Genomic DNA, 26,649 nt, shown 5'->3' with positions numbered 1-26,649 from the left:
TGCACCCAATCAAGCTGAAATTTTTGTGCCAAGCAAATTATCAACTTGATACTGATGTGGCTACAGGAGAAAGCTCTGGCTTGCGGTCGTTACCCCAAGATATCCGAACGTTTACAAATGGCATAGCGGGAGCAGGGAATAGCCGCTGTCTGTGGGCAGAGTGAAAACAGTTGAGAAAGTTTCAAGTTTCGAAAAGCTTTAGCGGCCATTGGCCGAGGTGAAGACCCACTGTCACAGTTTGTAGACCGGGTCGAGCAAGTTCATGATAATATTCTGGGGTTTGTGACTGACCGTCACTCAATCCTGATCACTTCAATGCTTGAGTTTGATGACTCTCTGGTTTGAGCTGCCCCGCCATGGAAGCGACAAATCTCGTTTATCTTCTTCGTACTTACCATCAATCAGCACATCTACAAACTCAATAACAGCTTTTTGTTGGGTAGAAAGGGTTTCCAGCGTATAGCCTGTCCATAACCAGATGTCTTTGTCCGGTAGTTCTGCTTTTACTCTTTTAACCAGATGCTGAATATCGTCCAGGTTCTCCGGGAATAATGGATCTCCTCCCGACAGGGATAAACCGTCCCGGTGGATTCGGGAGTCCTTCAGGTCCGTGAGAATCTGGTCTTCCATCTCCTGAGTAAAACGATGGCCTTTACTGGCATCCCAGGTAGACGAGTTATGGCAGCCTTTGCAAAAGTGCTCACAGCCGGAGACAAATAAAGTACATCGGGTGCCTTCACCATTGACGACATCAAGAGGGTAATACTGCTGGTAATTCATAGGCGAGGTTCTGAAGGGTAGTGTCCGGATGCTCTGGACTGAAATAAGAAAACCAAGGTTAGTACCATAAGGTTAACTGCCAGAGCGATGAGCCCGGCATTGATTCCCCAGAGGTTCTTCATTCCGAGAGAGATGGCAGTTAAAAGAATGACGACACCGGTAATCAGGCCGGATAGCACAGCTCCTGAGCGAATTTTTGGCAGATGCAGGGCAATGACAAAAGCAGGGAAGCACTGCACCAGAAGTTCCAGCTTGATGACGATCAGTCGCCAGAGCGTGATATCCCTGTTCAGTGCGCAAAGGGTAATGACGGCCATCACCCCGACAGCAATGAAATAGTCTTTACGGAGTCCCTGTCTATCGGAGTGGTGAGGGATATCGTGTCTCAGCATGGAGACCAGGGAGAGCAGGACTGAATCAGCCGTAGACATGATGGCAGCGAGTATAGCCAGCAACACAATGGACGCAGCAAAGCCATTCCAAAGGCTGCTGGTGGCCCACTGCTCAAGCAGCATAGGCAGCACCTGATCTACGTTGCTGATTTCAGTATTGGCAAAGAGTGAGATGGCACACCAACCCACCAGAAGGACGACCAGATTCGTAAACAGCCCAATAACGCTCAACGCACCAATGGATTTATTCAGGGTTCTTGTGTTGGAAGACGCGAAAACTCTTTGCAGTGTCTGTGGGTAGACAACCACGGACAGAGCTCCCAGTAACATGATACTGAGCCAGCGTATCTGAGTGCTGCTATCCGGTACGGCCACTGTTTCTGGACGAAGCTGGCTGACGCTGTCCCCCAATGCTGTGAAGCCACCGCTGTTTTCAATCATCCAGATAATGAGAAAAATCGAGCCTGTAAACATCATCAGTCCCTGGAAAACATCGGTCCAGGCTACGGCTCTCAGGCCTCCAATAGAGTCATAAAGCAGGATGACCAGGGCGAACAGAATGACACCTACTGTATAGGGAATGGCTTCGCCAGTGATGACCTCCATGATTTCACCGGCTGCTTTTAACTGGGCGAAAAGAAAGTTAGCCATGGTCAGGCACAGACAGATTGCCAACAGTCTTCGCAAGAGCAGAACGGTTCGGTCTTTTTGAAATCGAAAGCGTATCCAGTCACCGGGGGTGACAAACTGATGCTGTACTGAGAGTGGTCTTAATTTGGGTACCAGAAAGTGGAAGCTAGCCGCAATGGCAGCCCAGAGACCTACCGTTAATACCCAGTGGAAACCGTGAAGGTAGGTTTGACCGGTATAACCCACCAGAGTATTACCGCTGAAGGCTGTGGCATAGAGAGTAAAAAACAGTACGAAGAAGCCCAGTGAACGACTGGCCAGATAATGATCTTCCGCTTCATCACTCTGACTGGCCTTTCTGGCACTGAAACACAAAGGAATCAGCACCATAAAATAGGCCAGAGTCAGCCACAGGGAGAGACTCATGGGTTAGGCTCCTGCTGATCTTGTTTCGTCAACCAGAGCAGCAGGTTGATGAAGATAACCAGTACATAGCAGGTCAGGGCGAGAATCACCCAGTCTGGCATCCCCAGGTAGATGTTTGGATCAGAACCAGGCGTTCGGTACCAGGGAACAGAGATAATCAGCAGTAACAACATCAGAAGCTGAAGAGCTGTGCGTAGGGTTTTATTTTTCATAAAACAGCCTTTAGCTGGGAGCCTGACCGAGAATAGACAGCCCGGCCTAAAACCCAGAACGAACCTTTCATCCGGGGTGGATGAAAGGTTTATCGTCAACAAACAGAAAAATGTAGCACAGCGCTTGAGGAAGATCTGAAACCAGCTCTTCTCTGTAGAGTGTTAGAGATGTTTCACCCGGCGAACGACTTCTTCCTGTTTGCCCTTGATGAATGGGCGGCTGTTAGGCTGTCCCAGGTAGCCACAGACTCTGCGGGTCACAGACATTCTGGAGGAGTCTCTGTTTTTACACTGAGGGCACTCAAAGCCACGAGTCGTTGCGTGGAATTCGCCTTCATAGCTGCAGCTGTAGCAGACGTCATTGGGCGTATTGGTGCCATAGTATGGAATCTTGTCGTAGGTGTAGTCCCAGACACTTTCCAGCGCTTTCAGGTTGTGGACCATGTTGGGGTATTCACCGTAGCAGATGAAGCCGCCGCTGGCGTGAGCCGGATAATCCATCTCGAAGTCGACTTTGTCGTATGGCGTAACCTTCTTTTCGACATCCAGGTGGAAAGAGTTGGTGTAATAGCCTTTATCAGTGACGCCTTCAATCACTCCAAACTCTTTACGGTCCAGTCGGCAGAAACGATCGCAGAGACTTTCGCTGGGAGTCGAGTAGAGGCTGAAGCCGTACCCGGTTTCTGCCTTCCAGCGGCTGACGGTTTTATTCAGATACTGGACAATGCTCAGACCTTTCTGACGAAGCTCTTCACAATCGTAAATGTCGCCCTGGCCATAGAGTGCATGGATCGTTTCGTGGACACCAATGTAACCCAGTGAGATAGATGCTCTGCCATGTTTGAAAATTTCACTGACGTTATCTTCCGGATTCAGCCTGACACCACAGGCCCCTTCTACATAGAGAATCGGAGCGACTTTGGCTTTAACTGTGTCCAGCCGCTCAATTCGGGTCATCAGGGCGTCTTTAGTCAGTGACAGGCGTTGATCCAGACGCTTGAAAAAGTCCTCTTCGTTTTCGCTTTCAATAGCGATGCGGGGCAGGTTCAGGGAAACCACTCCGAGGTTGTTTCTGCCGTCATGAATGAGCTGGCCATTTTCTTCATAAGCGTTCAGGAATGAACGACATCCCATGGGTGTTTTAAAGCTGCCAGTGACTTCAACCAGTTTGTCGTAGTTGAGAATGTCCGGATACATCCGCTTGCTGGCACACTCCAGAGCCAGTTGCTTGATGTCATAGTTAGGGTCATCTTTCGAGAAGTTGACTCCCTTGCGAATGGCAAAGACCAGTTTTGGGAAGACAGGGGTCTTGCCATTACGACCCAGACCACGAATCCGGTTTTTGAGAATGGACTGCTGTACCAGCCTTTCCTGCCAGCTGGTACCCAGGCCAAAGCCAAACGTGACAAAAGGGGTTTGACCATTAGCGGTGTGCAGGGTGTTTACTTCATATTCCAGTGCCTGATAGGCGTCGAAGCAGTCCTTCTCTGTCCGCTCCATGGCATAGGCTTCTGCTTTGGCTCTGTCATCAATCCAGCGCAGGCCTTCTTCAAGATGTTTTTCAAACGTCTTGGTGACATAGGGAGCATGGATACGGTCTATTTCATTAATACTGGTGCCGCCGTATATATGGCTGGAAACCTGGGCAATGATCTGGGCAGTAATCGCGGTTGCCGTGGTAATGGATCTTGGTGTCTCAATTTCGGCGTTCCCCATGCGAAAACCCTGGGTCATCATGCCTTCTATATCAATCAGCATACAGTTGAACATGGGGAAGAAAGGGGAGTAGTCCAGATCGTGGTAATGCAGTTCCCCCCGTTCATGGGCTGCGGTTATAGGTTTTGGCAGAATATGCTGTTTGGCATAGTGTCGGGCTACAACACCGGCAAGCAGGTCTCTTTGAGTGGGGATGATCTGGCTGTCTTTATTGGCATTTTCATTGAGCAACTCTTCATTGTCCTGATTGATAATGCTCATGATTTCCTGGCTCAGAGCATTCTTGGACTCGCGCTCAATATCCCTTGTGTTGCGATACTCGATGTATTTTCTGGCAGCATCCTTATAAGGGCTGCGCATCAGCAGCTCTTCGACCAGGTTCTGAACCTCATAGATATCGACCCGTTCACGCTTAATAAAGGTCTGTTCCACTTCTTTTGCCAGGGACCCTGCAAAAGCTTCATCTCTGATGTGGGCATCATTCAAGGCACTGGCCACGGCTCTGGCAATACGAGGTGTGTCAAATGGCTGTCGTGAGCCATCGCGCTTGATGATGTCGGTCATCCAGTACAACTCCGAAAAACAGGAATAGGGGAGGTGAGGCTGCCTGGTTCGATTCCATTAGGTTGTGGTGCTGGCAGCTGGGAGGCACAATATATAGTATTGCCTCGGCGTCTATTATCCGTGAAGACCGATAGTTTTCGATGTTAATTATCAAGTAAATACGTGTTGTGCTTCAGATCTTTAGTTTTTCTGCGGGCTCCTAGGATGTTGGATTAACGGAACTGATCTACTATGATTGCGAGCCTTTCTATATGGTCACCCTCGGATATCTCCATGAGTCCCTACACCTCTCCCATTTCTGAACTTCTTGGCCTGGGCTATTGCGACTGGCAGGAATGGACGGATTACAGCCGTTTCGAATTTAATGAGTCGCATATTCCAGAGCTGCTGAAGCTGGCTCAGGACTGGACCTTCTTTGATCATGACGATGCAGATACGGTCTGGTCGCCAGTCCATGCCTGGAGGATTCTGGGTATTCTGCAGGCAAAAGAAGCGGTAGAGCCCCTTCTGGAGTTGTTTTACAAAGATGATGAACACTTTGTGATTGCTGAGTATCTGCCTTCGGCTGTCGGTCGCCTGGGTTCTGTGGCTACTGATCGCCTTTGGAGCATATCCAGAAATGCAGAAGAAAATGAAGATGCACGGGATCTTGCGATCGAATCTCTGCGTTGGAATGCGGCTTACCATGAAGCCGATCGTGAAGAGACTATTACCGGCCTTCAACAGCTCCTCGAAGATCATGAAGACGATGAGATTTATTTGAATACCGCTTTGGTCGGTGCTCTGATTGATCTGCACGGTAAGGAAGCGGCCAAAGCCATTCATGATGCATTTGATCGTGGCAAGGTAGACCGTGAAATTCATGGTGACTTCGAAGACGTCGAGATTGAGCTGGGTCTCAGAGAAACCCGTTCCTTTATTCCTGACTGGCGTTTTGATCATTCTCAAAAGGAAATGCTCGAAACTATGCTGGCTGATCATGGCAATATGTCCTATCAGGAAGTGGAAGGTTTTCTGTTTGGTATCTGGGGTTCTCCGCAACAGGTTCCACCCAATCGCTGGCTGAAGGAAGTCTTTGGTACAGCACCCTCTTTTGCTGATGAACAGCAGGAAAAAGACGCCCATCGTATATTGTTCAATCTTTATGACACCCTTGAGCGATCTGTTGAAATGGGACTGGGCATTATTCCTGAAGATTGTCAGTCAGAGACGCCCGGTGATGAGTTGTTCCCGAATTTGCAAAAGTGGTCCAAAGGTTTTGGCGAAGCCAACGCCATGCTGGTGAACTTCTGGGAAGAAGTGTTCCAGCACAAAGCCATGAAAGAGCTGGAAGAGTCCTGGACAGCCTGCACCATTCTTCTGAGTATCTGGAACAATCCTCAGAAATTATTGGAAAAGGCCAAAAGTCCGGGTGGTCCCAATATCGAGAAAATGCTGTCTGCCGTTCCTTCCGTAGCGAAAGAGTTAGCTTCTATAGGCGCTGGAGTCCGAACTCGCTGGGATGCCATTATGGAAACACCAGACCCGGTTTCTGTCACAAAATATGGTCGTAATGATCCTTGTCCATGTGGCAGTGGCAAGAAATATAAGAAATGCTGTGGCGCTGGATGACACCAGACGGCTAAGTTTATGAGTTTTCCTGGGGCGGTTTAAAATCAGCTGCCCCAGACCCAGAAAAAAAGAATAAATCACTGCTTCGTAGAAATACTTCAGCAATCCTGCTTATGTATTAGACGTCTTTGGAAGAATAGCCACAGTTTGTAAAGGGTTTTTACGAATAGAGAAAAATATTGTTCATATAATAATTATTTAAGTTGATTTAGATCAATTATTAACCTGTTGTCAAAAAATATTCTTACCCCGAATCATATAATTATTGGGGTGGGATGCATGGACATTCTCATAGTCATACCTGTCGTAGCATTAGTTGTTTACGGCATTGTCAAAAACTTCAGTGCTTCTGCAACATTAGCCATAGCCGGTATGGTGCTGCTCAGTGCAGCTGCTCTACTGGGTATCGCTGATATCCTGCCTGTCGATAAAACTACCGGGTTTGCGCCGTTTGACCTGTTCGAGCTTATGAACAGTGTCTTCAGCATGCGTATGGCCAGCCTGGGTCTGACCATCATGGCCTGTGGCGGTTTTGCTTCTTACATGTCTCACATTGGTGCTTCTGAAGCGCTGGTGCGATTGGCGGTAAAACCTATCCATGGCTTCAAATCTCCCTACCTGGTGCTGTCTCTGGTATACCTTGTTTGTGTCGTACTTCAGATGTTTGTGACTTCAGCAACCGGTCTGGGTCTGCTGCTGATGGTGACACTGTATCCAGTTCTGCGCAGTATTGGCCTGAGTCCAGCTTCAGCCGCTGCAGTCTGTGCTTCTCCTGCTGCATTTGAAATTGGTGTAACCCAGGTGAATGCCAATTTTGCTGCCAGTCAGGGTGGCATGGATATCACTGAGTACTTCCTGGGTTATCAAGCCTGGGTGACCATTCCCATGGCTCTTATGACGGCGGCTCTGCACTTTTTCTGGCAACGTCGTTGTGATCTGAAAGCGGGCTACATTGCTGCTGATCATGTCGGCGCAACGGATGCTGCAGAAGGTGAGGAAGAGAAGCCAAAGGCTCCTGCGATTTATGCCCTGTTGCCAATGATTCCCTTTGTTCTGCTGTTGGTTTTCTCCAAGATGATGGTGACCTCCATCAGCATGAGTCTGGTTGCTGCCATGCTGATCAGTGTGTTCGCCGGGATGTTGTTTGAACTGATTCGTACGAAGAACATCAAGGAGTCCCTGTCTGGCTTCGACAAGTTCCTGGCGGGGATGGGCGCAGTATTTGGCCCAGTAGTCGGTCTGATTATCGGTGCTGAAATCTTCGCTATGGGTCTCAAGCACATCGGTGCTATCGACTCACTGTTAGGGTCAGCTCAGGGTCTGGGTATTGGTGCTGCCTTCATGGCTGTCTTTATGGCGATTCTGATTGCGATCTCAGCCATCATGATGGGTTCTGGTAATGCTGCGTTCCTATCCTTCGCCACTCTGGCTCCAGACGTAGCCAAGAGCTTTGGTGTACCAGCGGTCAGCATGCTGCTGCCAATGAACTTCGCAGCCAGTATGGGTAGGACCATGTCACCGATCTCTGCGGTGGTGATTGCCTGTGCCGGTATAGCCAAGATCTCACCCTTTGAACTGGTGAAGAGAACCGCTATACCGATGATGGGCTCTTTCGTTCTGGGTATGGGTCTGCACCTGATTCTGTTCATGTAACAGAGATGGGTTTTAGCTCCAAACGGGATCTCATTTGAGATCCCGTTTTTGTATCTGGAGGAAAGGCTTCTTTGATCCTGAACTATAAAAGAGTCTGGCCGATAATCTATTGATCAGAACCTGATACCGGATAGCCGCCTCGGAGGAATTAATGATCAATCGACGATCTTTGCCTTATAAAGTAAGTGATCACTTGCTTTGGTGGGGAGGCTTGTCGATGCTGCCTGTTCTGGCTGCCCAGGGAATGAAAGTCCGAAGAACCATCTTGCGCTTGCCTCCTGCTGCTCCGCCTTTTTTCGGCTCTTCTAATTGCTCTTCTAATGGCTCTTCTAAAGAGAGAGAGCGGGACTTCTATCTTTATGTTACCGGTGAGTCTTCAGCAGCGGGTGTGGGGGCACTGACGCACTCTACCGCTCTGAGTGGTTGTTTGGCGGATTGCTTGAGTGATGAGCTGGATGTCCATGTCCGCTGGCGAGCCATAGGCAAGAATGGGATCAAGGCGGAAGAACTTCGAAGGGATATCTTTCCTGCCACTTTGTTGCCAGCCTTGAAGGATGGTCGTGCAGACCTCATCGTCATTGCCCTGGGTGTCAACGATGCTAAAGGGGTAACGTCCAGAAAGCAGTGGCGCAAGGATGTTTGTGGCATGATCAGCGATATCCGGCTCTACTCCCGATCTCCAATCATTCTGGCAGGATTACCCCCGGTGCAAGAGTTTTCTGCCTTGCCCAGTCCTCTCAGTAAGGTATTGGGGGCCAGAGCCCGATTACTGGATCGGGATCTGGTCAGAGTTGCAGAGCAATGGCAGGGAGTATTGCATATGCCCATGAGTGGTGAGCTGGATGTGGCTAATCTGGCAAAAGACGGCTTCCACCCTTCCGAGAAAGGTTATGCTCTCTGGGCAGAAAGCCTGGCCAGCGGTTATCTGAGTGATCTCAGGACAGAGCTGGAAAAACCTTCAGTCTGAAGTAGGTACCAACCCTGCCGCTCGGCATAGTAACTCTTCAATGTCATCCCATGGCAAAGGCTCGTTGTGAATGACCTCAACCCGGCTGTGCTCACATTCATCCAGCTCCATAATACTGACAACACCTTCTTGAGCATTGAAAGCTCTGGGGCCCTGATCAGTATGCACAACCGCTTTCAGGCGTTTGGCCGGAATACTGTTGAACAAATGAAAGAGTGCATCGAAAGAAAACACCAGTATTGAGCTATAAAGCCAGCCACAACTGAAGTGGCCCTGTCCTTTGTTTTCACGTCGAATAAACAGCTCGCCTTCAGGCAGTGTCAGAGGAGCACTTTCCGGCATGGAGCTGTGCTGGTGGTGAGCATCAGGATGAAGTGCCTCCTGATGACCTTTGGGAAGATCCAGCCATTGATGCTCAATGGCTCCATGGGCTACCCAGGCCGTCATGAATGTCTGGCTTTCCATAGAGCGAAAGAAGTTATCAAAACGTTCTCTATCGGAATCATCACAGCAGTCGGTTTTATTGGCCACAATGACATCAGCAAGAGCGATCTGATCCTGAAAGTTCTCATTCTCAAGATAGCGCTGGTCGCTCAGGTTTCGAGGGTCGAGCAGGCAAATACTGGCTTTGAGATCGAGCACTTCTGAATAATGCTCACCGGAGAGTGTTTGCAGGATCTGTGCAGGATGACCCAGTCCGGTGGGTTCTATCAGAATGCGATCAGGTTTGCTGCGGGCAATCAGCATATTCAGCCCGATCTGCATGGGAAGCCCGGCAACACAGCACATACAGCCCCCGGGCACTTCCCGGACGACAGCCCCTTTGCCAGACATCATAGCACCATCGATGCCGATTTCTCCAAACTCATTCACCAGCACACCCCAGGTTTCGTCCTTGGGTTTATTGGCCAGCAAGTGGAGGATGGCAGTGGTTTTACCTGATCCCAAAAAGCCGGTAATCAGGTTGGTGGGAATTGCTTTGATCATGACATCTAAAACTGATTGAATTGTTACAATATAACGTTTTTGAGTGTTTTTTGGGAGAAGAATTTCTATAGAGTCCCCTGATTGATGGAAGAAACTGGAAAATCGTCGATAGTTAAATATATGGGATTTTCAGCTTTCAGGGAGGAGTGTGAGTCATGGCTGGTGGATTAGATAAATTAAGAAGTCTGTTTTCAAGCTCTCAGACTACCAATCATACCAGGCCTGCTCGAAGAGAGCGTGGCAAGCATGGGCAGAGAACTGCTCGTGAGGTTCCTGCAAGAAATAATATTAAAAATGCGCCACGGTATCGTGAAGCAAAAGCTCGAAATGAGCGAATCAATGCGAAAAAAACTAAGGCTACTGACTTTCATTCTGGTTCAAAGGAATACTTTGAGGCGAAAGCAGGAAATGCAAGGTTAGATAAGCAAAAGTACAAGGATTCTACAGCGCAGAAGACATATGAGGAGATCGCTAAAGGCTATGACAAGCAAGCTGCGAGCGCTCCTACACACCAAAAAATGGAAGACGAAAGGGCTAGGCAAGCAACAAGAAGTGCAGAGCCAACATTCGGTGAAAAAGTTACAAAATTTGCTAATGACGTTGGAACAGCTTTTGACAGAAGTGTGAAAGCTGTGGAAATTGAAGTGAAAATTAATGCTTTGAGAGTTCTGAAAGCAGGCACTCTCTGGAAAGAGCATCCTTGGGATAGATTCAAAATAGAATGTCAATTATTAGCTCTTCAGGCCCAGAAAGCACTGGAAGAATGATCTTCAAGTTCTAACTGTTTTGTTTCATGGGCTCCATATGTACACCCAGCCGCCAGATAATCAATAAACCTACCAAAGCGGCGGCTGTTTCATAAATTAACTCTGACTGCTCCATCGGAGCGAAAGCCAGGACAAAAAACAGTGGCAGGCTGAATACCAGGGTTCTCATTGTGACTACCCAGCCAATGGAAATAAGCCGAGTCCAGAACTGTTCTCCCTTACGACCCCCGTTACAAAGCCAGGCGTAGAAAATGGCTATCACTGGAATCAGTAGTTCTATGATTTCAAGCCACCCGCTATGGGTAAAGCTGTCATTAATGTTTTCAGGAAAAAAGCCCAGGGTCAAAAAGACGAGCCAGCAGAATGCGTAGATGTAAGTTTCCCGACCAGAGAGCGGTTTTTCCCGGAGGCGCTCTTTCAGCCAGCTAATATTCCAGAACACTACGAACTGCATAATCGCACCCTGTAAAAAAGTTAATGCAGTATAGATCCTCTGGGGGACATAGAGTTCCGCAAAAACAGTAAACGGGCTTCGGGAAATCTTTTTATTGTGTAATCAAACTGTCATCAACTCTTCTTAAAGTGCGCCCATCTGATCATCCAACGGTGTAGTACTTTGAGATCAAAGACCGTATTTGCAGCTCTAGGCCTGGGTCTGATGACTCTGGCAAATCCTGTTCTGGCAGAGACCAAGATCAAAAATGTCATCATGCTCATTGGCGATGGCATGGGACCTCAACAAATGGGTTTACTGGAAGCCTATGCAAGGCAGGCCCCCAACTCTATTTACAAAGGGGAATCTACCAGTCTTTCTGAAATCACTGCAGAAAGTACCGTGGGCCTTTCCATGCATAACCCGGCTGATGCACTGGTGGTTGATTCCGCAGCATCGGCTTCACAGCTTGCGACTGGCACTTTTTCACCTTCCGAAGCCATTGGTGTAGACGTTCGTGGAGACGCTGTAGAAACCGTTCTGGAACTGGCTAAAAAAGAAGGCCGCGCCACAGGACTGGTATCCGATACCCGTCTGACTCATGCGACTCCCGCCGCATTTGCTTCACACCAACCGCATCGTTCTCTTGAGAATGAGATTGCCGTGAATATGCTCGAAGGCAACCATGTTGACGTTATGCTCTCAGGTGGTTTGCGTCACTGGGTGCCGGCCTCAGTTAATGAAAAAGGCAAGACTTACGAAAGCATTCAATCCATGACAGGTAACGCTTTCAGCGTTTCTTCTAAGCGTAAGGATGAGCGTAACTTGCTGAAGGAGGCACAAGAACGAGGTTATAAGCTGGCCTTTGATCGTGAGCAACTGACTTCTCTGGAAGACGGTCGTGTGCTCGGACTGTTCAGTAATTCCGGCATGATGGACGGTATCGTTTACTCTCAGACCCGAAATGACAGACAGCGCAAGGAGCCCACTCTCAAGGAGATGACGGTTAAAGCCATTGATATGCTTGAGGAGAATGACAAAGGCTTCTTCCTGATGGTTGAAGGTGGTCAGATCGACTGGGCTGGTCATAATAATGATGCTGGCACCATGCTGCATGAAATGATCAAGTTCGATGAAACCATCAAGGCCGTCTATGAATGGGCAAAAGGCCGTGACGATACACTGATTCTGGTAACTGCTGATCATGAGACCGGCTCTTTTGGCTTCAGTTACTCTGCTGCCAATCTGCCAAAAGCTAAAAAGCTGCCTGGTAAAGTGTTTGAAGGTCAGGACTACAAGCCTATGTTCAACTTTGGTTCTGTAGACATTCTGGATGCCCTGTACAACCAGAAGAAAAGCTTTATCGAAATTATGGGTGAGTTCTATCAACGTCCTGCCAAACAGCAAACCCCTGACGTATTGGCAGAAGTAGTGAACAAAAACAGCGACTTTGATATCACTGCCAGGCAGGCGGCTAATATTCTGGCAATGGACGAGAACCGTTTCCGTGATCCAGAGCATTCCTACCTGAAGGACGAGCAGTTGCCTGTCGTCAACGACTTCAGTGCATTTTATGTCTATGGCTCAGAAATTCAGTACAACCTGCTGGGCCGAGAAATGGCTGAAGAGCAAAATGTTGTCTGGGGAACCGGTACACACACGACTACCCCCGTTGTTGTGATTGCCTACGGCAACGAAGAAGCAGCCAAAACCTTCAGTGGCTTTATGCACCACACCGATATTGGTCAAAGGCTGAAGGCGCTTTACTGAAATAAGTGGTAACGAGCAGTGGCACAAAACCACTGCTCGGCTCATCAGTCTATTTAGAAGGGAAAGTACAGATGGGTACACAAACCTGGAAACAAATCATTTCTTCCGCCTCATGACGACAGGCTGATGCGCATTCGTTGAAATGCCCTCCCAACCGCTCACAAGCGGTTTGATTCATGTTTTCACACTCATTGTATGCTGACAGCCAGATCCCTCCGGGATTGGAAATGCATTCAAGCACTTGAGTTGGACCTGTTGCAGTGATCTGTACCGGAAAAGATTCCATGACCGTCACGTTGGACAGAATGCCTTGCTTTTCGAGCTTAAGCGTTTGCTCCAGTACTGGATCGGGTACTGCGTCGACACCGACGTAGGTTCGGGTTTCTATGGCTGGGGTATTTGCCTTATAATCGCTGGCGCAGCCGGAAAGTGCTGCGACCAGCAGCAGGGAGAAAAACCTTGCTATCATGGTCATATCTCTAAGGGACTGAGTGATTTGTTTTCGAAAGAATAAGTCAGGCAGCCTCTTAAAGGAAACTCAAGAAAGGAAAATAGTATTATGGCTAAATCCAAACAGAAGAAGAAACGGGGGCCTTCTGCAGTGTTAAAACTGATGCAGGACCCAATGTTCAGGCAGAGAAAGGAACAAGATAAAACCAAGTATCGCCGTAAATCCAAACATGCAGGCCGGGCCGATTCCCGGCTGCATCAGAAAGCATTGAATGATTCAGTGTTTTCTAATGCAGCCTGATCAGCTTCCTGCTTTTAACACATTCACGTTTCAAGATACTTCTTTTTTCTTCATTCCCCCTTCCACTATGATGTCTTGAACTATCCTGCTTATCACTTTGTTTTAGAATAATACTTCATCGATTGTGTGATGAAACTCTCTCACCGGCTCATCTTTTCTAGCGTTGTCTATTGTCTAACGTGCTTCTCGGTTAAGGCTGCACAGCATTTTCATTTTAATCTGCAGGATTGTAATGATTCCTTTGCGACATACGGCGCTTATATGTGCGGCGTTTTATTCCATTCCAAAGAGATTGGCAGCTGGCCAATCAGTTATGGAGAGTTTCATGCGCCGTTTTTTGCGGCTTTTCCACCCGGGAATCTTCATGCCATTGTCTATAGAGACCATCGAGCTCTTGGGATGAGGCCTGAAGTAGTCAGGGGGTATGTGCAGGTGGGTTTCCGTTTTAACCTTGCCAGTTTGCAGGTAACAACAGCAGGCATTCCAGGGGTTACACTACCTGGACCTCAGGCTGATTTAATGAATTTCTACGACAATAAACCTGTCTATTTTTTTCATCAAATCCAGCAAACGCCACCACTGCCTTTTGAAGTGGATGAACATACTAAAATGGCAAGCCAGGTATCGAGATGCAGAGAGGCTGAACAGGAACTGCCTATCGCAATGATCTGTTTTTACCGGGATCTAACAAGAAAGGAGTATGAGCTGGAACAGCAAACGGCAGGGAAGTTCAGTCTCAAGGAAAAAATCATCAGACTGCCCTTTATAGACAGTCTGATGAAAATGATCGAAAAGCAGTGACTGCTCAGATCAGAAGGAAACCAATCCCGGCAAACAGAGGCACCATCCAGGCAATAGGCAGCTTCCAGACAGCCAGAAGCAGATAAGCCAGTAATGCCAGGGCAACATCCTGAGCATCCTTGATGGCCAGAGTCATGACCGGGTTATAGAAGGCGGCAAGAAGCAAACCGACTACTGCCGCATTAATGCCATTGATTGCGGCTCTGAGCTTTGGCATCGCTTTCAGACGGTTCCAGAAGGGCCATGCGGCTGCCAACAGAAGGAATGAAGGAGCGAAAACACCAAACAACGCGGCCAGAGCATGGGAAACACTGTAGGTTCCACCGTAAACACCTCCCAGGAATGGTGCTAGGGCGAACATGGGGCCAGGTACAGCCTGGGCAGCACTGTAACCCACCAGGAAGGCATCAGGAGTTACACCGCCGGGATGAACGACTTCAGCCTGAAGCATGGGCAGAACGACATGACCACCACCAAATACCAGAGCACCGGCGCGATAGAAACTATCAAACAGTCCCAGGCTGGTTGAGTCTGACAGTTCGGCTATCAATGGCAAAACCAGCAAGCCAGCAAGAAATAGAATAAGAGCAGCGAACGCCTGTCGTTTACTGCCTTTAACCTGAGCAGGTTCACCACCTGCAGATTGATTCCGGTAGATAACGTATCCACAGGCTGCAGCTACAAGAATCACACCAATCTGGGTAAAGACGTGGGGAAGAAGCAGCATGGCTCCGGCAGAAAGAACGGCCAGTGTAACCCTGGGACGGTCCGGGCATAATGATTGACCCATTTTGATCAGCGCGTCAGCCACCACCGCAACAGCAAACAGTTTAATCCCCTGAAGAATGCCCATGGCTGCGGGAATACCCGATATTTCACTGTAACCCAGAGCCAGCAGGATCATGATCAGGGCTGAAGGAAGGGTAAAACCCAGAAAAGCAGCAAAAGCACCTGGCAGACCCGCACGTTCAAAACCAATACTCATGCCTACCTGACTGCTGGCAGGCCCAGGTAGCATCTGGCAAAGGGCGACGGTGTCAGCATAATCTCTCTCGCTGAGCCACTTGCGGCGTTCGACAAACTCTTTATGAAAGTAGCCAATATGCGCAGTGGGCCCCCCGAAGGAGTAACAGCCCAGCACCAGAAAACGCCAGAAGACGTCAAGAATCGAATGTCCCATAAGCTGTCCAGAAGTAAAAAGTGTGCAATAAGGTAAATGAGGCTGTTTGGAAAGGAATAGATCGGTTAAAAACCCAGAAAGAAAGGCCGCATTTTCCGATCAATTCGATTAAATAGGTTAACTATTCGCACGAATTGATCGAAAAATGTGACTCGTTCTACTGAATTTTTACCTCGGTCCCTACTTTCCAAGCAGCCTCCATGCGTATAAATTTTGCCCGTTATTGTAGGGATAGATGTATCATTAATCGAATTGATTGACTGAATTAAAGTTATGAATAAGATTGATGTATCTCGTGTAGACCTTAATCTCCTCAGTGCTTTTGAAGCACTTTATGAAGAGCGCAGTGTCAGCAAAGCTGCCGAGAGAATGTTTGTGGGCCAGCCTGCCATGAGCCACGCACTGGGTCGACTTCGCAGATTGTTTGACGATAACCTGCTGGAGCGACAGGGGCAGCAAATGCACCCTACCCGAAGGGCCAGTGAGCTTTACCCAGTCATCAGTCGTATATTATCGGACATTCGTGAACAGGTTCTGGATCAGACCGCTTTTGAACCCGAAAGCTGGAATGGAACGGTTCGTATTGGGCTGAATGACTACTCTGAAATGATCTATGCCGCTCCCGTTCTGGAAAGAATCACCGCTGCGGCTCCCCATGTCAGCGTCAGCTTTGTTACGGTGAATCGTAGCAATGCCTATGACTGGCTGAAGTCCGGGAAACTGGACCTTGCGGTAGGTCACTGGCCGTCACCTCCCGCTGATGTGGCGATAACACCATTATATATCGAAAAGCATGTTTGTCTGTTTGACAATCAGGTGCTGGATTACTGTCTCCCTCTCACTCTGGAGGATTATCTTAAAACGGATCATGCTCTGGTTTCACCGGATGGTCAGTTGTCGGGTAAAGTGGATGAATTGCTTGCGGAACAGGGACTGAGCAGGAAAGTTATTTTGGGCTGCACCCGCTTTGTTTCTCTGCTGGAACTGCTTAAAGGGAAACCTTATATCAGCGTGGTGCCTGAAGTCTTATCGAAACTCGACAAATCCGATTCGCCCCTGAGTAAGTGCTTTCCACCCTTATCGATTCCCGACTTTGAAATAGGGTTGGCCTGGCGAGAATCCGACAGTTATCACCCGGTGCTGAAATGGCTTAGGGAACTCGTGATCTGTGTTGTTGAGCAAGAGAGGTATCGCATTTCTATAAATGCCTGATTCAGCCCTGTACTGATGCAGGGTGACTTATGTTAAGGGAACCCGTCGAATAGTGTTCAGTGCAGGATTTACTTCTGGTTTTTCGCTAGTAGCGGCTGTCCTATTGAATCTACTGATTGTTAGAGAGGCCTTCTCTTGAGTATCCTTCCCATGTGCTTAGAGGCTGTTTGAAAAGTAATAGCTACTTTCCAGACAATCTCCTACAGATTAACCATCGGAGTGAATAACAATGGGTCTTGGTGGAATCAGTATCTGGCAGTTATTAATTATTCTGCTGATTGTCGTTATGCTGTTCGGTACAAAAAAGCTGAAAAGCCTGGGTGGCGATCTGGGTGGGGCAGTAAAAGGCTTCAAGCAGGCATTGACTGAAGAAGAAAACGACGCAGCTGTGAAAAAGGCTGCACAAAAAGACAGCACTCAAAAAAGCAGCACTCAAAAAAGCAGCACTCAAAAAGAAATTTCCCATAAAGTTTGATGTTGAAGCGACTTCTTGAGGGCGTAAGAGCTTGGCTGAGAATAATCAACTGGGTTGCTCGGTCAGGCCCTAAGAGCTTTGAATGCATATCTGAAGGGTTTGTCTGGATAAAAACGAATGTCATCTACTACACAGAGCAGTGACGAGCAGCAGCCATTGGTTCAGCACCTGCTCGAGTTGAGAACACGTCTCCTGCGCAGCATGGTTGTTGTGCTGATTCTTTTTGCCGGGCTGTTTTACTTTTCCAGTACGCTCTATGAATTCTTTTCAGAGCCTCTGAGAGCTTTCCTGCCGGAAGGCACCAGTATGATTGCAACCGACGTTGCGTCGCCTTTTCTGGCTCCCTTCAAGCTGACAATGGTGTTGGCTCTGTTCGCGGCTATTCCTTTTATTCTGAATCAGGTTTGGGGATTTATTGCGCCAGGGCTTTATAAGCATGAGAAGAAGTTTGCCATTCCCCTTCTGGTTGCCAGTGTCGTACTGTTTTATACAGGCGTAGCTTTTGCCTACTTTGTAGTCTTTCCGCTCATTTTTGGTTTCTTTACCAGTACCGGCCCGGAAAGTGTCACGGTCATGACGGACATAAACAGCTACCTGAATTTTATCCTGAAGCTGTTTTTTGCCTTCGGTATGGCCTTTGAGATCCCGGTTGCAACCGTGCTACTGATCTGGTCAGGTGTTTCAACGGTTGATTCCATGTCCAAGAAGCGCCCTTACATTATCGTGGGTTGCTTTGTATTGGGTATGCTGCTGACACCTCCTGATGTGATTTCCCAGTCTCTGCTGGCTGGCCCGATGTGGTTATTGTTTGAGGTGGGGATTCTGTTTGCCCGTCTGACATCAGGCAAGCCAAAAGAAGCGGAAACTCAACAGCCATGAGCTAAGAAAAACACGTCATGGCTGTCACCTTCAGTCAATCCGGGCTGAAGGTTTTGGCTATTGCACCTGATTGATGATCGGCCCACACTGTGCAGAACTTTTTCACTGGAGCCGTGTCAAGGATGTCTGTTTTAGAGCGCTTTCAGAATCAGGATCTGGACGCCATCAGGGTTGGACGATTTAATCTTGGGGTTAACACCAGTTTTATTGTCTATCGCCTGGGTGAGACAGTCATTGATACAGGCCCCAGCAACCAGTGGCGTTTTGTAAAACCATTTATTGCCGAGAAACCTCTCGAGCAATTGCTCATTACCCATCATCATGAAGATCATGCCGGAAACATTGGGCGTATCAGTCAGATGACTGGCGTGACTCCGTTGGCTCCAGAGCTGTCTCTGGAAAAGCTGCGCAAAGGCTATTCTACTCCGTTGATGCAAAAGCTGGTCTGGGGCAGTCCCGGAAAGGCTGAAGCAAAACCGCTCCCCGGTGAGATTTCTCTGGGTAGTGGTGAAAGGATTGAAGCGATCTTTGCACCCGGACACGCCAAGGATATGACTTGTTACCTCCTGCCTGAAAGAGGCTGGTTATTCAGTGCCGATCTGTATATTGCCAATCACTTGAAAATGCTCAGGGCTGATGAAGACATCAGCACTTTGCTGAAAAGTACTCTGCAAGTTCTCGATTATGACTTTGAGCTGATTTGCTGCCCACACAGAGGGCTTGTAAAAGAAGGCAAGAAGAAGCTTAGAGAGAAGTATGATTACATTATCAATCTGGCAGGAGAGGTACAGGCGTTGAATCAGAAAGGCGCTTCGGTCATTGAAATTACTGATCAGCTATTGGGTAAGGAGTCGGTGATATCACTGATCAGTGGTTACAACTTCAGTAAAAGAAACCTGGTGAAGTCCTGTTTGGATGTTTCCTTATAACTTGTCCAGACCTTTTCTGAATTGCAGCGGTGTGAATCCAGTCCAGCTTTTGAAGGCTCGTATAAAAGAACTGGGCTCGGTATAACCAGCGGCTTCGGCAATGTCTTCAATGGTCTGTTGGTTGTCCCCCAGGTGATGGATAGCAATATCCCGACGTATATGGGATTTGATGATATCGAAACTGCTGCCTTCTCTTCGGAGGCGGCGTCTCAAGGTTTGAGGGTTCAGGGACATTTCTTCTGCCAGAACTTTCAGAGACAGTAATTCCCTTTCTGTGGCAAAAGCTTCTTTCAAGCGTCTGCGCACTTCCATCGTCCAAAAACCCCCTGCATCCAATGGCAGAAATATATCCATCGGGGCCCGACGGATATAGCTTTCTACCTGTATTTCGGTTTGAACGACCGGGTGATCCAGATAGTGCTTATCAAAGCTGATGCTGTTTTTATCCTGATTAAACAAAACCGGAGCGCCGTAAAACATGTACTGCAATTCTGTGCGATAGGGAGGAGGGGTATGGTCAAACTGTATCTGATTTAAAATAAGTCGATCATTACTCAGCCAGCCACAAAAGCGATGGATCACACTGAGCATGGAGCAGATGGCATAGTCGTCTACTATGTTGTGCTCTGGGCGTCGGATCATGGAAATTTCAGCAAAACGACGCCCTGTCTTCAATTCATAGGAAAAACTGTTAGCAAACAGATTATAAAAATCAAGGCAGCGTTCCAATGCCTGGCCTAAATTGTGACTATGTACTGCGGCCAGTGCCATCAATCTGAAACTGCCCAGACGCATGGGATACTGCAGCAGTCCATTGGCTTCATCATCCATGACTCCGTTGCAGTAGCGGAGTAACTTAACGACATTTTCCAGTGGCAGTCGATTTTGAGGGTCACTCAGATCAGAAGCCTTTATTCCACACTTTCTCAGTAACCTTTCCAGGTCAACTTCTCTAGCACGAACTCCAGAAAGTGCGTGAGTGAGTAGCAGTGAGGAAATGGTGATCGTTTTTGTTGTATTCAAAACATTGCCGTTTTTTTATTCTGCCATGGGCATTTTAGAGATAGGTGAAATGTCACTTTATGCCTATTTTTCATGATCAGAGCCGCTATTGTCCAGCGCTCACTTCTCAATCAGTATTCATGCAGGCACTGACATGCAGAGGAATAACATGAGTCAATCGGCATATATATTTGACGCGATAAGAACCCCTCGCAGTAAAGGCAAGGCAGACGGCAGTCTTCACGAAGTTCGTCCTTTGGAGCTTTCAGCCGGTTTGTTCCGGGAGCTGCAAAGCCGTTATTCGCTGGATACCAGCTATGTGGATGATGTGGTATTGGGCTGTGTTACTCCTGTTAGTGAACAGGGCAGTGATATTGCCAAGGCTGTTGTACAACAGGCAGGTTGGGATGAAAGTGTTGCAGGAGTCCAGCTGGACAGGTTCTGTGCTTCTGGTCTTGAGGCGGTGAATACGGCCGCACAAAAAGTGATGTCCGGCTGGTCTGAAATGACCGTCGCTGGTGGTATAGAGAGTATGTCCAGGGTTTCTATGGGTTCCAATGGTGGAGCCATGTTTACCGACCCTGAGTTTGTCATCAGCCAGAGACAGGTCCCTCAAGGTATTGGTGCTGATCTGATTGCTACTCTGGGTGGTTGGGATCGGACAGCGGTAGATGCATATGCAGTAGAGTCGCAACGTCGTGCAGCTCATGCTCGAGACAATGGCTATTTTGATCGTTCAGTTGTGCCTGTTAAAGACCGGAATGGTCTTGTGATTCTGGATAAAGATGACTTCATCAAACCTGCAACTTCTCTGGAAGGGCTGGCGAGGCTGAAACCTTCCTTTCAGCAAATGGGACAGATGGGGGCGGACGAGATGATTCTCACCAAATACCCTGAAGTTGAAGCCATTCATCATGTCCATACTCCCGGTAACTCTTCCGGTATTGTCGATGGTGCCAGTGCTGTTTTGATTGGCAGTGAGAAAGCCGGTAGAGATCTGGGCTTAACCCCAAGAGGTCGAATTGTCGCGGGTGCTGTTCTGGCTACGGAACCTTCCATCATGCTGACAGGACCTGGGCCCGCAGCTGAAAAGTGTCTGCGAATTGCCGGGTTGCAGAAATCTGACATCGATCTTTGGGAAATTAACGAAGCTTTTGCCTCTGTTGCTCTGCGATATATGAGCGATCTGGGGATCGACCATGAAATTACCAACGTGAATGGTGGCGCTATTGCCATGGGACACCCGCTGGGTGCAACGGGCGCTATGCTGGTGGGCGTCGTTCTGGATGAACTGGAGCGAAGAAACCTCAAAAGAGCCATGGTTTCCCTGTGTGTGGGTGGTGGCATGGGTATTTCAACCCTGATTGAGCGGGTCTGACCAGGAGCTGATGGATATGAGCGTGTTTAATTATCAGAAAGACAACAACGGCATAGTCACCATCACTATGGACATGACCGGTCCGGTCAATGCCATGAATACAGAATTTGATGAAGTAATGTCGGCTACGGTGGACAGGCTGGAATCAGAATCTGACTTGTCAGGGGTGATCTTTGCATCGGGCAAGAAGGACTTTTTTGCCGGTGGTGACCTCAAAGAAATTCTGACAGTCGATGCCGGGCAGGTTGAAGCGTATTTTGAAAAAGTCGAGGCGATCAAAAGTTTTCTGAGACGTCTGGAAAAGCTGCCAGTTCCTGTAGTGGCAGCCATCAATGGTGCTGCTCTGGGTGGTGGTTATGAGCTTTGTCTGGGCTGTAACTACCGTATCGCGTTGAACGACAAGCGAGTGCAGATAGGCTTACCTGAGGTAACTTTGGGGCTTCTGCCTGGTGGTGGCGGTATTGTCAGAATGACCCACCTGCTGGGTGTTGAACAAGCCATGCCTTACCTGCTGGAAGGCAAGCGTTTAAAAGCAGAGAAAGCTTTGGTGGCAGGACTGATTGATGAGCTGGTGGACAGTCCTGAAGAGCTGATAACAAGAGCGCATAGCTGGCTTGTTGAGAATCGGGATAACCCTGAGGCAGCACTGCAGCCCTGGGATCGCAAAGGCTATCGAATCAAAAGTAACATCAATAGGCCTTCTGTTGCTCAGGCTGCCCAGTTTGCTCCCTTCATGGTGATGGGAAAAACCAGAGGCCTGTTGCCAGCACCTGAACGTATTCTTGAAACAGCCATTGAAACGCTGCGGGTAGACTTTGATACCGCGATGCGCATTGAATCGAGAAACTTTGTTTCGCTGGTTATTTCACCGGAAGCGAAGAATATGATCAGCAGTTTCTTCTTCCAGATGAATCAGGTGAATGGCGGTGCTAGTCGTCCTGAAGGTATTCCCCAGAGCAGTGTTAAAAAACTGGGCATTATCGGTGCAGGCATGATGGGGCAAGGTATTGCCAACGTTGCTGCTATGGCAGGTATTGAGGTAGTACTGAAAGATGTGTCTCTTGAAGGGGCTGTGAAAGGTAAAGCTTACACAGCCAAGCTGCTGGACAAAGCTATTTCCCGTGGCAGAAATGATGAAGCGGGCAAGGAAAAAGTGCTGAGCCAGATACTGGCCACAGATCAGGACAGCGATCTTGAAGGTTGTGATCTGATTATTGAAGCGGTGTTTGAAAAGCTGGAGCTCAAGCATCAGGTGACTCGGGAAACTCAACAGAAGCTCGCAGATGGGGGCATATGGGGAACCAATACTTCTTCCTTGCCGATCACTCGGTTGGCAGAAGCCTCAGATAAACCCGAGAACTTTGTTGGGATTCACTTCTTCTCACCTGTGGATAAGATGCCTCTGGTCGAGCTGATTAGTGGTGAGCAGACCAGTGATGAAACGCTGGCAAGAGCTTTTGACTTTGTTCGACAGATCCGCAAGACACCAATCGTCGTAAACGACAATGTGGGTTTCTATACTTCCAGAACCTTTGCGACTCAATTGTATGAAGCAGCCCAGATGGTTGCAGAAGGTATTCATCCTGTTCGTATTGATTCGTTGGGTAAAGCCATTGGGATGCCTGTTGGCCCTTTGACAGTGCACGACGAAGTCAGTCTTCAGCTGACCAAAACCATCGAAGAGACCCAGCTGCAAATGGGGCTTAAACTGGCTGAAAATGATCCTACTCCTCTGGCCAGCCAGCTGGTTGAAGAATTGGTGACAAAATACAACAGGGAAGGTCGCTACCATGGTGATGGTGGCTATTACGATTACTCTGAAAAGGGCAAGACTATCTGGCCCGAGTTGCTGGAAAAGTATTACCAGCCACAAATAGAAATCAGTGATCAGGATATCAAGGACCGATTGCTGTTCCGTTGTGTGATTGAAAGTCTGAAATGTCTGCAAGAGGGTGTTTTACGTTCAGTGGCCGATGGCAATATTGGTTCTATTATGGGAATAGGCGCTCCAGCGTGGACTGGAGGTTATATTCAATTCGTTAATACCTATGGTCTGCAGAGATTTGTGGAGCGTTGTGATGAACTGAGTGGCCTATACGGCGACCGATTCAAGGCACCTGACATCGTTTCTGAATACCTGAAGGCAGGCAAGAATTTTCATTGATTCGGAGAATTTACAATGATTCCAAGAACGATCTTCGACAGTGACCACGAGCAGTTTCGCGACAGTGTTCGTAAGTTTCTGGAAACCGAAGCCGTCCCATTCCACAGTCAGTGGGAGAAAGAAGGGGCTATCGACCGTCAACTATGGAACAAAGCGGGAGCACAGGGTTTTCTCGCGCCTACCATGCCAGAAAAGTATGGCGGAGTGGGTGTCGACTTCCGTTACAACGCCATCGTTGATGAAGAAATTTCACGGTTGGGCCTGACGGGAATAGGTTTCGGTCTTCATTCTGACATTGCTGTGCCCTATATTCTGAATTACGGCACAGAAGATCAGAAACAGCGTTATCTTCCTGGTTGTCTGTCCGGTGAAATTGTCACCGCTATTGCCATGACTGAACCGGGCACGGGTTCTGATCTTCAGAATGTTAAAACAACAGCCATTCTGGACGGTGATGAGTACATCATCAATGGCTCTAAGACTTTTATCACGAATGGTCAGCATGCCGATACGGTTGTTGTCGTCTGTAAGACCAACCCCCATGAGAAAGCCAGTGGTATCAGCCTGATTATGGTAGATGCGGGGACTCCGGGCTTTGAAAAAGGCTCCAACCTGGAGAAGATTGGTATGAAAGCTCAGGATACTTCTGAGCTGTTCTTCCAGGATGTTCGTGTCCCGAAAGCAAACCTTCTGGGTGAAGAGGGCAAAGGCTTTGTCTATCTGATGGAAGAATTGCCACAGGAAAGACTGAGCATTGCCCTGACAGCAGCCGCTTCTTGTGAAGGCGTGCTGGAGCAGACTGTCGAGTATGTGAAGGATCGTAAAGCGTTTGGCAAGCCTATTGCCTCCTTCCAGAACACCCAGTTCAAGCTGGCGGAGATGGATTCGGAAGTGACCAGTCTGCGGGTGTTTGTGGATCGCTGCCTTGAGTTGCATATTCAGGGCAAGTTGGATGCGGTAACTGCTTCCAAGGCCAAGTTATTATCCACAGATCTGCAGTGCAAAGTGATTGACGAGTGTCTGCAGTTACACGGTGGCTATGGCTATATGTGGGAGTATCCTGTAGCCAGAGCGTTTGCTGATGCCAGGGTTCAGCGTATATACGGTGGTACTAACGAAATCATGAAGCTGATCATTAGTCGTTCGCTGTTGTCTGACTGAGTGATGGTTTAAACAAAAAACGGGGCCATTCTGGCCCCGTTTCTATATCTGGATGGCTATTTCAGGGGTTGTGGGCGGTGTTCGGGTAGGTTTCTGGCTTGTCATACGCCGGCATAAAGCAGCGTGCGCCTACCTTTGAAAAGGTGCTTTGACAGACCTGGTAGGCAATGTTGGCATGCAACTTACGTGAGGGATGAATAGGATCCCAGAAAGCATAGTCATCCCAGGTTTCTTTAGGACAGGGCACCACATTCTCATCGCTTCGTTTTAATCGCTGACCCATTTTGTAAACTATGTCGTAGCAGGGTTGATCCTTGATTTTGTAGTGATCACTCTGCAGTTCCTTTTCAACCAGAGAATAAACGTCCAGTAATTCTATTCGCACCTGTTTGGATGAATACTTTTGTTGCAGGCTCAGCACTTGCTCCGATAGTAACTTGTTGTGTCCCTGTACTGTTTTGGATAACAGAGGCCCCTTGTTTTTATCGGTTCCGGTTTTGTAGCGTGGTACCCAGGCCAGATCAGGCAGGTTGCCAACAAAAATCCAGTTGGGAGAATCTTGAGTGGCTGATTGGCTGGCATAGTCGGCCAGCCTTGTAATCTGCTCAATAATTCGTTCTACAACGACCTGATAATTATAAAAGTCATAGATATAATCATTGCCACCATAGAGCACACTGAAACCTTGATTGCCTTGCATCCATAGCTTTCCTTTTTCAGCAGGATACTCTTTCAGATAGGCGTTAACGATCAGTTTCATATCCGGTGGGATGAGTTGACCTTCAAGGTGCATATCGTCTTTGGGATCAGATGCAAAACTGCCTCCGTAAGCCCGGTTAACAAAGTGATCTGGCGAAGTAAATTGTACATCTGTCATGGCGATCAGCCATTCATTCCAGACTGGACCGTTAGAGAAGCGTCCCTGAAAGTAGTAGTCATTGGGGTAGACCGGAATATGGACGACTTTATTGAGCTCCTCCAGAAGCTTTTGGGCCATCGTGTTTTCAAGATGTTTCAGGTCATCCACTGTAATACCCAACTTCTTAAGAATCTTGCCGAGTTCGCTGTCTTCGATATCGGCGTTCAAAACTTTAAAAAGAATATCGGGGGGGATTTCTCCTTCCAGTGCCCGGGTCAGTTCCCAGGTATTGCCAATATCCGAGAGACTGTCTCCAAACATTGAAAACCGGGCTAAGGAATCTACCGTGACGGGCGTTGTTTCAGTTTGTTGGATGCTGGGGGGCTTTCTTGTTTTCGTGACATTGTGGGGAGCTGCATAGGCAGTTGAACTGGCAACCAGGGCCAGGACAGCTAGAAATCTCATAAGTACTTTTCACTCAAGTGGTGGAAAAACGTGAACTGGAAGGAATATAGATCAGTTTTACGGAGGGCTGAGGGAGGGGAGGCAAGCTTAACAGAACTTGAAAGGCTCAGGATTCGTTTTTAAGGATAGAGTTTCATTTATAAATAAATAATCACATTTAGATTTTAGTGAGATGTATTTGAGCTGCAGCAGGAAAAATCAATGCCCAATGCTTTGGTAAAGACTAATAGCCGGCTAAGTTACCTTTAATGGTTGGTTGACCCAATGATCAACAATAACTTTTGTTAATTTCTCCACAGTCAGTTTTCGAGCCTCTGTCAGCCGTCGCCTCCAGCCCAGATAATGATGAAGATACTTAGTGGCAACCCCATGAAAGATCCCTGAGATCCAGCCCTTAAGGTGACTGTGATAAGCGTTCACATGTTGAATATGAAAAATATCATCAAGTACTTTTTGCCCTTCTGAACTGACCAGTTCTTTGAAAG

General features: G+C 48.1%; 25 protein-coding genes. 14 read left to right on the top strand and 11 right to left on the bottom strand.

Annotated features, from left to right (window positions below):
• Window positions 1-312: 312 nt before the first annotated feature.
• From nrdG to nrdD, 4 genes are all read right to left on the bottom strand, one after another.
• Complete coding sequence (gene nrdG / locus ACR2PX_RS28065) at window positions 313-780, bottom strand: anaerobic ribonucleoside-triphosphate reductase-activating protein (RefSeq protein ID WP_434002657.1); 468 nt, start codon at window positions 778-780, stop codon at window positions 313-315.
• Window positions 777-2,228: a sodium:solute symporter family protein gene (locus ACR2PX_RS28060; protein ID WP_434002656.1), complete on the bottom strand. Its 1,452-nt coding sequence runs from the start codon at window positions 2,226-2,228 to the stop codon at window positions 777-779. The genes nrdG and ACR2PX_RS28060 overlap by 4 nt, the downstream gene beginning before the upstream one ends.
• On the bottom strand, window positions 2,225-2,440 hold the full coding sequence (locus tag ACR2PX_RS28055) for a hypothetical protein (protein WP_434002655.1): 216 nt from the start codon (window positions 2,438-2,440) through the stop codon (window positions 2,225-2,227). The genes ACR2PX_RS28060 and ACR2PX_RS28055 overlap by 4 nt, the downstream gene beginning before the upstream one ends.
• 162 nt (window positions 2,441-2,602) lie before the next feature.
• A complete protein-coding gene (gene nrdD / locus ACR2PX_RS28050; RefSeq protein WP_434002654.1) occupies window positions 2,603-4,720 on the bottom strand; it encodes an anaerobic ribonucleoside-triphosphate reductase in 2,118 nt (705 codons plus the stop codon).
• Window positions 4,721-4,993: 273 nt separating this feature from the next.
• Here nrdD and ACR2PX_RS28045 point away from each other — a divergent pair, with 273 nt between their 5' ends.
• The 3 genes from ACR2PX_RS28045 (at window position 4,994) to ACR2PX_RS28035 (ending at window position 8,951) form a co-directional block, all read left to right on the top strand.
• Entirely contained in the window at window positions 4,994-6,331 is a 1,338-nt protein-coding gene (locus ACR2PX_RS28045) for a UPF0149 family protein (RefSeq protein ID WP_434002653.1), read from the top strand.
• A 279-nt stretch (window positions 6,332-6,610) separates the two neighbouring features.
• The gene (gene dcuC, locus ACR2PX_RS28040; protein ID WP_434002652.1) at window positions 6,611-7,984 is read left to right on the top strand and encodes a C4-dicarboxylate transporter DcuC; all 1,374 of its coding nucleotides are present in this window, start codon (window positions 6,611-6,613) and stop codon (window positions 7,982-7,984) included.
• A 151-nt stretch (window positions 7,985-8,135) separates the two neighbouring features.
• Entirely contained in the window at window positions 8,136-8,951 is an 816-nt protein-coding gene (locus tag ACR2PX_RS28035) for an SGNH/GDSL hydrolase family protein (RefSeq protein ID WP_434002651.1), read from the top strand.
• On the opposite strand, the gene ACR2PX_RS28030 is transcribed toward ACR2PX_RS28035, so the two are convergent.
• Window positions 8,943-9,938 carry a CobW family GTP-binding protein gene (locus tag ACR2PX_RS28030; protein WP_434002650.1) on the bottom strand — a complete coding sequence of 332 codons (996 nt, stop codon included), beginning with the start codon at window positions 9,936-9,938 and terminating at the stop codon, window positions 8,943-8,945. The two genes, ACR2PX_RS28035 and ACR2PX_RS28030, sit on opposite strands and share 9 nt — an antisense overlap.
• A 155-nt stretch (window positions 9,939-10,093) precedes the next feature.
• On the opposite strand from ACR2PX_RS28030, the gene ACR2PX_RS28025 reads away from it, so the two are divergent.
• Complete coding sequence (locus ACR2PX_RS28025; RefSeq protein ID WP_434002649.1) at window positions 10,094-10,705, top strand: hypothetical protein; 612 nt, start codon at window positions 10,094-10,096, stop codon at window positions 10,703-10,705.
• Window positions 10,706-10,715: 10 nt separating this feature from the next.
• Here ACR2PX_RS28025 and ACR2PX_RS28020 read toward each other — a convergent pair whose 3' ends face one another.
• A complete protein-coding gene (locus ACR2PX_RS28020) occupies window positions 10,716-11,159 on the bottom strand; it encodes a hypothetical protein (protein WP_434002648.1) in 444 nt (147 codons plus the stop codon).
• 162 nt (window positions 11,160-11,321) lie between these two features.
• Here ACR2PX_RS28020 and ACR2PX_RS28015 point away from each other — a divergent pair, with 162 nt between their 5' ends.
• Window positions 11,322-12,908: an alkaline phosphatase gene (locus ACR2PX_RS28015; RefSeq protein WP_434002647.1), complete on the top strand. Its 1,587-nt coding sequence runs from the start codon at window positions 11,322-11,324 to the stop codon at window positions 12,906-12,908.
• Window positions 12,909-12,957: 49 nt separating this feature from the next.
• Here the strand turns inward: ACR2PX_RS28015 and ACR2PX_RS28010 are convergent, their stop codons facing one another.
• Complete coding sequence (locus ACR2PX_RS28010; RefSeq protein WP_434002646.1) at window positions 12,958-13,377, bottom strand: hypothetical protein; 420 nt, start codon at window positions 13,375-13,377, stop codon at window positions 12,958-12,960.
• Window positions 13,378-13,467: 90 nt separating this feature from the next.
• On the opposite strand from ACR2PX_RS28010, the gene ACR2PX_RS28005 reads away from it, so the two are divergent.
• Entirely contained in the window at window positions 13,468-13,659 is a 192-nt protein-coding gene (locus ACR2PX_RS28005; protein ID WP_434002645.1) for a hypothetical protein, read from the top strand.
• A 261-nt stretch (window positions 13,660-13,920) separates the two neighbouring features.
• Window positions 13,921-14,460 (top strand): hypothetical protein, encoded by a 540-nt coding sequence (locus ACR2PX_RS28000; protein WP_434002644.1) that lies wholly within the window; start codon window positions 13,921-13,923, stop codon window positions 14,458-14,460.
• A gap of 4 nt (window positions 14,461-14,464) precedes the next feature.
• On the opposite strand, the gene chrA is transcribed toward ACR2PX_RS28000, so the two are convergent.
• The gene (gene chrA, locus ACR2PX_RS27995; protein WP_434002643.1) at window positions 14,465-15,640 is read right to left on the bottom strand and encodes a chromate efflux transporter; all 1,176 of its coding nucleotides are present in this window, start codon (window positions 15,638-15,640) and stop codon (window positions 14,465-14,467) included.
• 273 nt (window positions 15,641-15,913) lie between these two features.
• Here chrA and ACR2PX_RS27990 point away from each other — a divergent pair, with 273 nt between their 5' ends.
• From ACR2PX_RS27990 to ACR2PX_RS27975, 4 genes are all read left to right on the top strand, one after another.
• Complete coding sequence (locus ACR2PX_RS27990; RefSeq protein WP_434002642.1) at window positions 15,914-16,852, top strand: LysR family transcriptional regulator; 939 nt, start codon at window positions 15,914-15,916, stop codon at window positions 16,850-16,852.
• Between the two features lie 229 nt (window positions 16,853-17,081).
• Window positions 17,082-17,327, top strand: coding sequence for a Sec-independent protein translocase subunit TatA (tatA, locus tag ACR2PX_RS27985; RefSeq protein ID WP_434002641.1), 246 nt, complete (start codon window positions 17,082-17,084; stop codon window positions 17,325-17,327).
• Window positions 17,328-17,444: 117 nt separating this feature from the next.
• A complete protein-coding gene (gene tatC, locus ACR2PX_RS27980; protein ID WP_434002640.1) occupies window positions 17,445-18,206 on the top strand; it encodes a twin-arginine translocase subunit TatC in 762 nt (253 codons plus the stop codon).
• Between the two features lie 122 nt (window positions 18,207-18,328).
• On the top strand, window positions 18,329-19,135 hold the full coding sequence (locus ACR2PX_RS27975; protein ID WP_434002639.1) for an MBL fold metallo-hydrolase: 807 nt from the start codon (window positions 18,329-18,331) through the stop codon (window positions 19,133-19,135).
• On the opposite strand, the gene ACR2PX_RS27970 is transcribed toward ACR2PX_RS27975, so the two are convergent.
• A complete protein-coding gene (locus ACR2PX_RS27970; protein WP_434002638.1) occupies window positions 19,130-20,158 on the bottom strand; it encodes an AraC family transcriptional regulator in 1,029 nt (342 codons plus the stop codon). The genes ACR2PX_RS27975 and ACR2PX_RS27970 overlap by 6 nt on opposite strands.
• A 148-nt stretch (window positions 20,159-20,306) precedes the next feature.
• Between ACR2PX_RS27970 and ACR2PX_RS27965 the strand changes: the two genes are divergently transcribed.
• Genes ACR2PX_RS27965 through ACR2PX_RS27955 form a run of 3 tightly spaced genes read left to right on the top strand, consistent with a single transcriptional unit; the run spans window position 20,307 to window position 24,840 of the window.
• Window positions 20,307-21,515, top strand: coding sequence for an acetyl-CoA C-acetyltransferase (locus tag ACR2PX_RS27965; RefSeq protein WP_434002637.1), 1,209 nt, complete (start codon window positions 20,307-20,309; stop codon window positions 21,513-21,515).
• Window positions 21,516-21,531: 16 nt separating this feature from the next.
• A complete protein-coding gene (locus ACR2PX_RS27960) occupies window positions 21,532-23,679 on the top strand; it encodes a 3-hydroxyacyl-CoA dehydrogenase NAD-binding domain-containing protein (protein WP_434002636.1) in 2,148 nt (715 codons plus the stop codon).
• Window positions 23,680-23,694: 15 nt separating this feature from the next.
• Window positions 23,695-24,840, top strand: a complete 1,146-nt coding sequence (locus tag ACR2PX_RS27955; protein ID WP_434002635.1) for an acyl-CoA dehydrogenase family protein — start codon at window positions 23,695-23,697, stop codon at window positions 24,838-24,840.
• A gap of 61 nt (window positions 24,841-24,901) precedes the next feature.
• Here ACR2PX_RS27955 and ACR2PX_RS27950 read toward each other — a convergent pair whose 3' ends face one another.
• Window positions 24,902-26,164, bottom strand: a complete 1,263-nt coding sequence (locus ACR2PX_RS27950; protein WP_434002634.1) for an SGNH/GDSL hydrolase family protein — start codon at window positions 26,162-26,164, stop codon at window positions 24,902-24,904.
• A 234-nt stretch (window positions 26,165-26,398) separates the two neighbouring features.
• Window positions 26,399-26,649: transposase (locus ACR2PX_RS27945; protein ID WP_434002633.1), on the bottom strand; the 251-nt coding region annotated here is incomplete at its 5' end.

The organism is Endozoicomonas sp. (genome assembly GCF_051008435.1).
Classification (GTDB): Bacteria; Pseudomonadota; Gammaproteobacteria; order Pseudomonadales; family Endozoicomonadaceae; genus Endozoicomonas_A.
Note: the sequence above shows the minus strand (reverse complement) of the source record. Positions and strands in the feature narration are given on the sequence as shown.

What these genes read in the sequence shown, in the direction of transcription:
- ACR2PX_RS28060 (WP_434002656.1), bottom strand. Translation starts at nt 2,228, where the DNA reads ATGAGTCTCTCCCTGTGGCTGACTCTGGCCTATTTTATGGTGCTGATT.
- ACR2PX_RS28025 (WP_434002649.1), top strand. Translation starts at nt 10,094, where the DNA reads ATGGCTGGTGGATTAGATAAATTAAGAAGTCTGTTTTCAAGCTCTCAG.
- tatA (WP_434002641.1), top strand. Translation starts at nt 17,082, where the DNA reads ATGGGTCTTGGTGGAATCAGTATCTGGCAGTTATTAATTATTCTGCTG.
- tatC (WP_434002640.1), top strand. Translation starts at nt 17,445, where the DNA reads ATGTCATCTACTACACAGAGCAGTGACGAGCAGCAGCCATTGGTTCAG.
- nrdG (WP_434002657.1), bottom strand. Translation starts at nt 780, where the DNA reads ATGAATTACCAGCAGTATTACCCTCTTGATGTCGTCAATGGTGAAGGC.
- ACR2PX_RS27950 (WP_434002634.1), bottom strand. Translation starts at nt 26,164, where the DNA reads ATGAGATTTCTAGCTGTCCTGGCCCTGGTTGCCAGTTCAACTGCCTAT.
- ACR2PX_RS28010 (WP_434002646.1), bottom strand. Translation starts at nt 13,377, where the DNA reads ATGATAGCAAGGTTTTTCTCCCTGCTGCTGGTCGCAGCACTTTCCGGC.
- dcuC (WP_434002652.1), top strand. Translation starts at nt 6,611, where the DNA reads ATGGACATTCTCATAGTCATACCTGTCGTAGCATTAGTTGTTTACGGC.
- ACR2PX_RS28000 (WP_434002644.1), top strand. Translation starts at nt 13,921, where the DNA reads ATGTGCGGCGTTTTATTCCATTCCAAAGAGATTGGCAGCTGGCCAATC.
- ACR2PX_RS27960 (WP_434002636.1), top strand. Translation starts at nt 21,532, where the DNA reads ATGAGCGTGTTTAATTATCAGAAAGACAACAACGGCATAGTCACCATC.
- ACR2PX_RS28045 (WP_434002653.1), top strand. Translation starts at nt 4,994, where the DNA reads ATGAGTCCCTACACCTCTCCCATTTCTGAACTTCTTGGCCTGGGCTAT.
- ACR2PX_RS27965 (WP_434002637.1), top strand. Translation starts at nt 20,307, where the DNA reads ATGAGTCAATCGGCATATATATTTGACGCGATAAGAACCCCTCGCAGT.
- chrA (WP_434002643.1), bottom strand. Translation starts at nt 15,640, where the DNA reads ATGGGACATTCGATTCTTGACGTCTTCTGGCGTTTTCTGGTGCTGGGC.
- ACR2PX_RS28030 (WP_434002650.1), bottom strand. Translation starts at nt 9,938, where the DNA reads ATGATCAAAGCAATTCCCACCAACCTGATTACCGGCTTTTTGGGATCA.
- ACR2PX_RS28055 (WP_434002655.1), bottom strand. Translation starts at nt 2,440, where the DNA reads ATGAAAAATAAAACCCTACGCACAGCTCTTCAGCTTCTGATGTTGTTA.
- ACR2PX_RS27955 (WP_434002635.1), top strand. Translation starts at nt 23,695, where the DNA reads ATGATTCCAAGAACGATCTTCGACAGTGACCACGAGCAGTTTCGCGAC.
- nrdD (WP_434002654.1), bottom strand. Translation starts at nt 4,720, where the DNA reads ATGACCGACATCATCAAGCGCGATGGCTCACGACAGCCATTTGACACA.
- ACR2PX_RS28005 (WP_434002645.1), top strand. Translation starts at nt 13,468, where the DNA reads ATGGCTAAATCCAAACAGAAGAAGAAACGGGGGCCTTCTGCAGTGTTA.
- ACR2PX_RS28020 (WP_434002648.1), bottom strand. Translation starts at nt 11,159, where the DNA reads ATGCAGTTCGTAGTGTTCTGGAATATTAGCTGGCTGAAAGAGCGCCTC.
- ACR2PX_RS27975 (WP_434002639.1), top strand. Translation starts at nt 18,329, where the DNA reads ATGTCTGTTTTAGAGCGCTTTCAGAATCAGGATCTGGACGCCATCAGG.
- ACR2PX_RS27990 (WP_434002642.1), top strand. Translation starts at nt 15,914, where the DNA reads ATGAATAAGATTGATGTATCTCGTGTAGACCTTAATCTCCTCAGTGCT.
- ACR2PX_RS28035 (WP_434002651.1), top strand. Translation starts at nt 8,136, where the DNA reads ATGATCAATCGACGATCTTTGCCTTATAAAGTAAGTGATCACTTGCTT.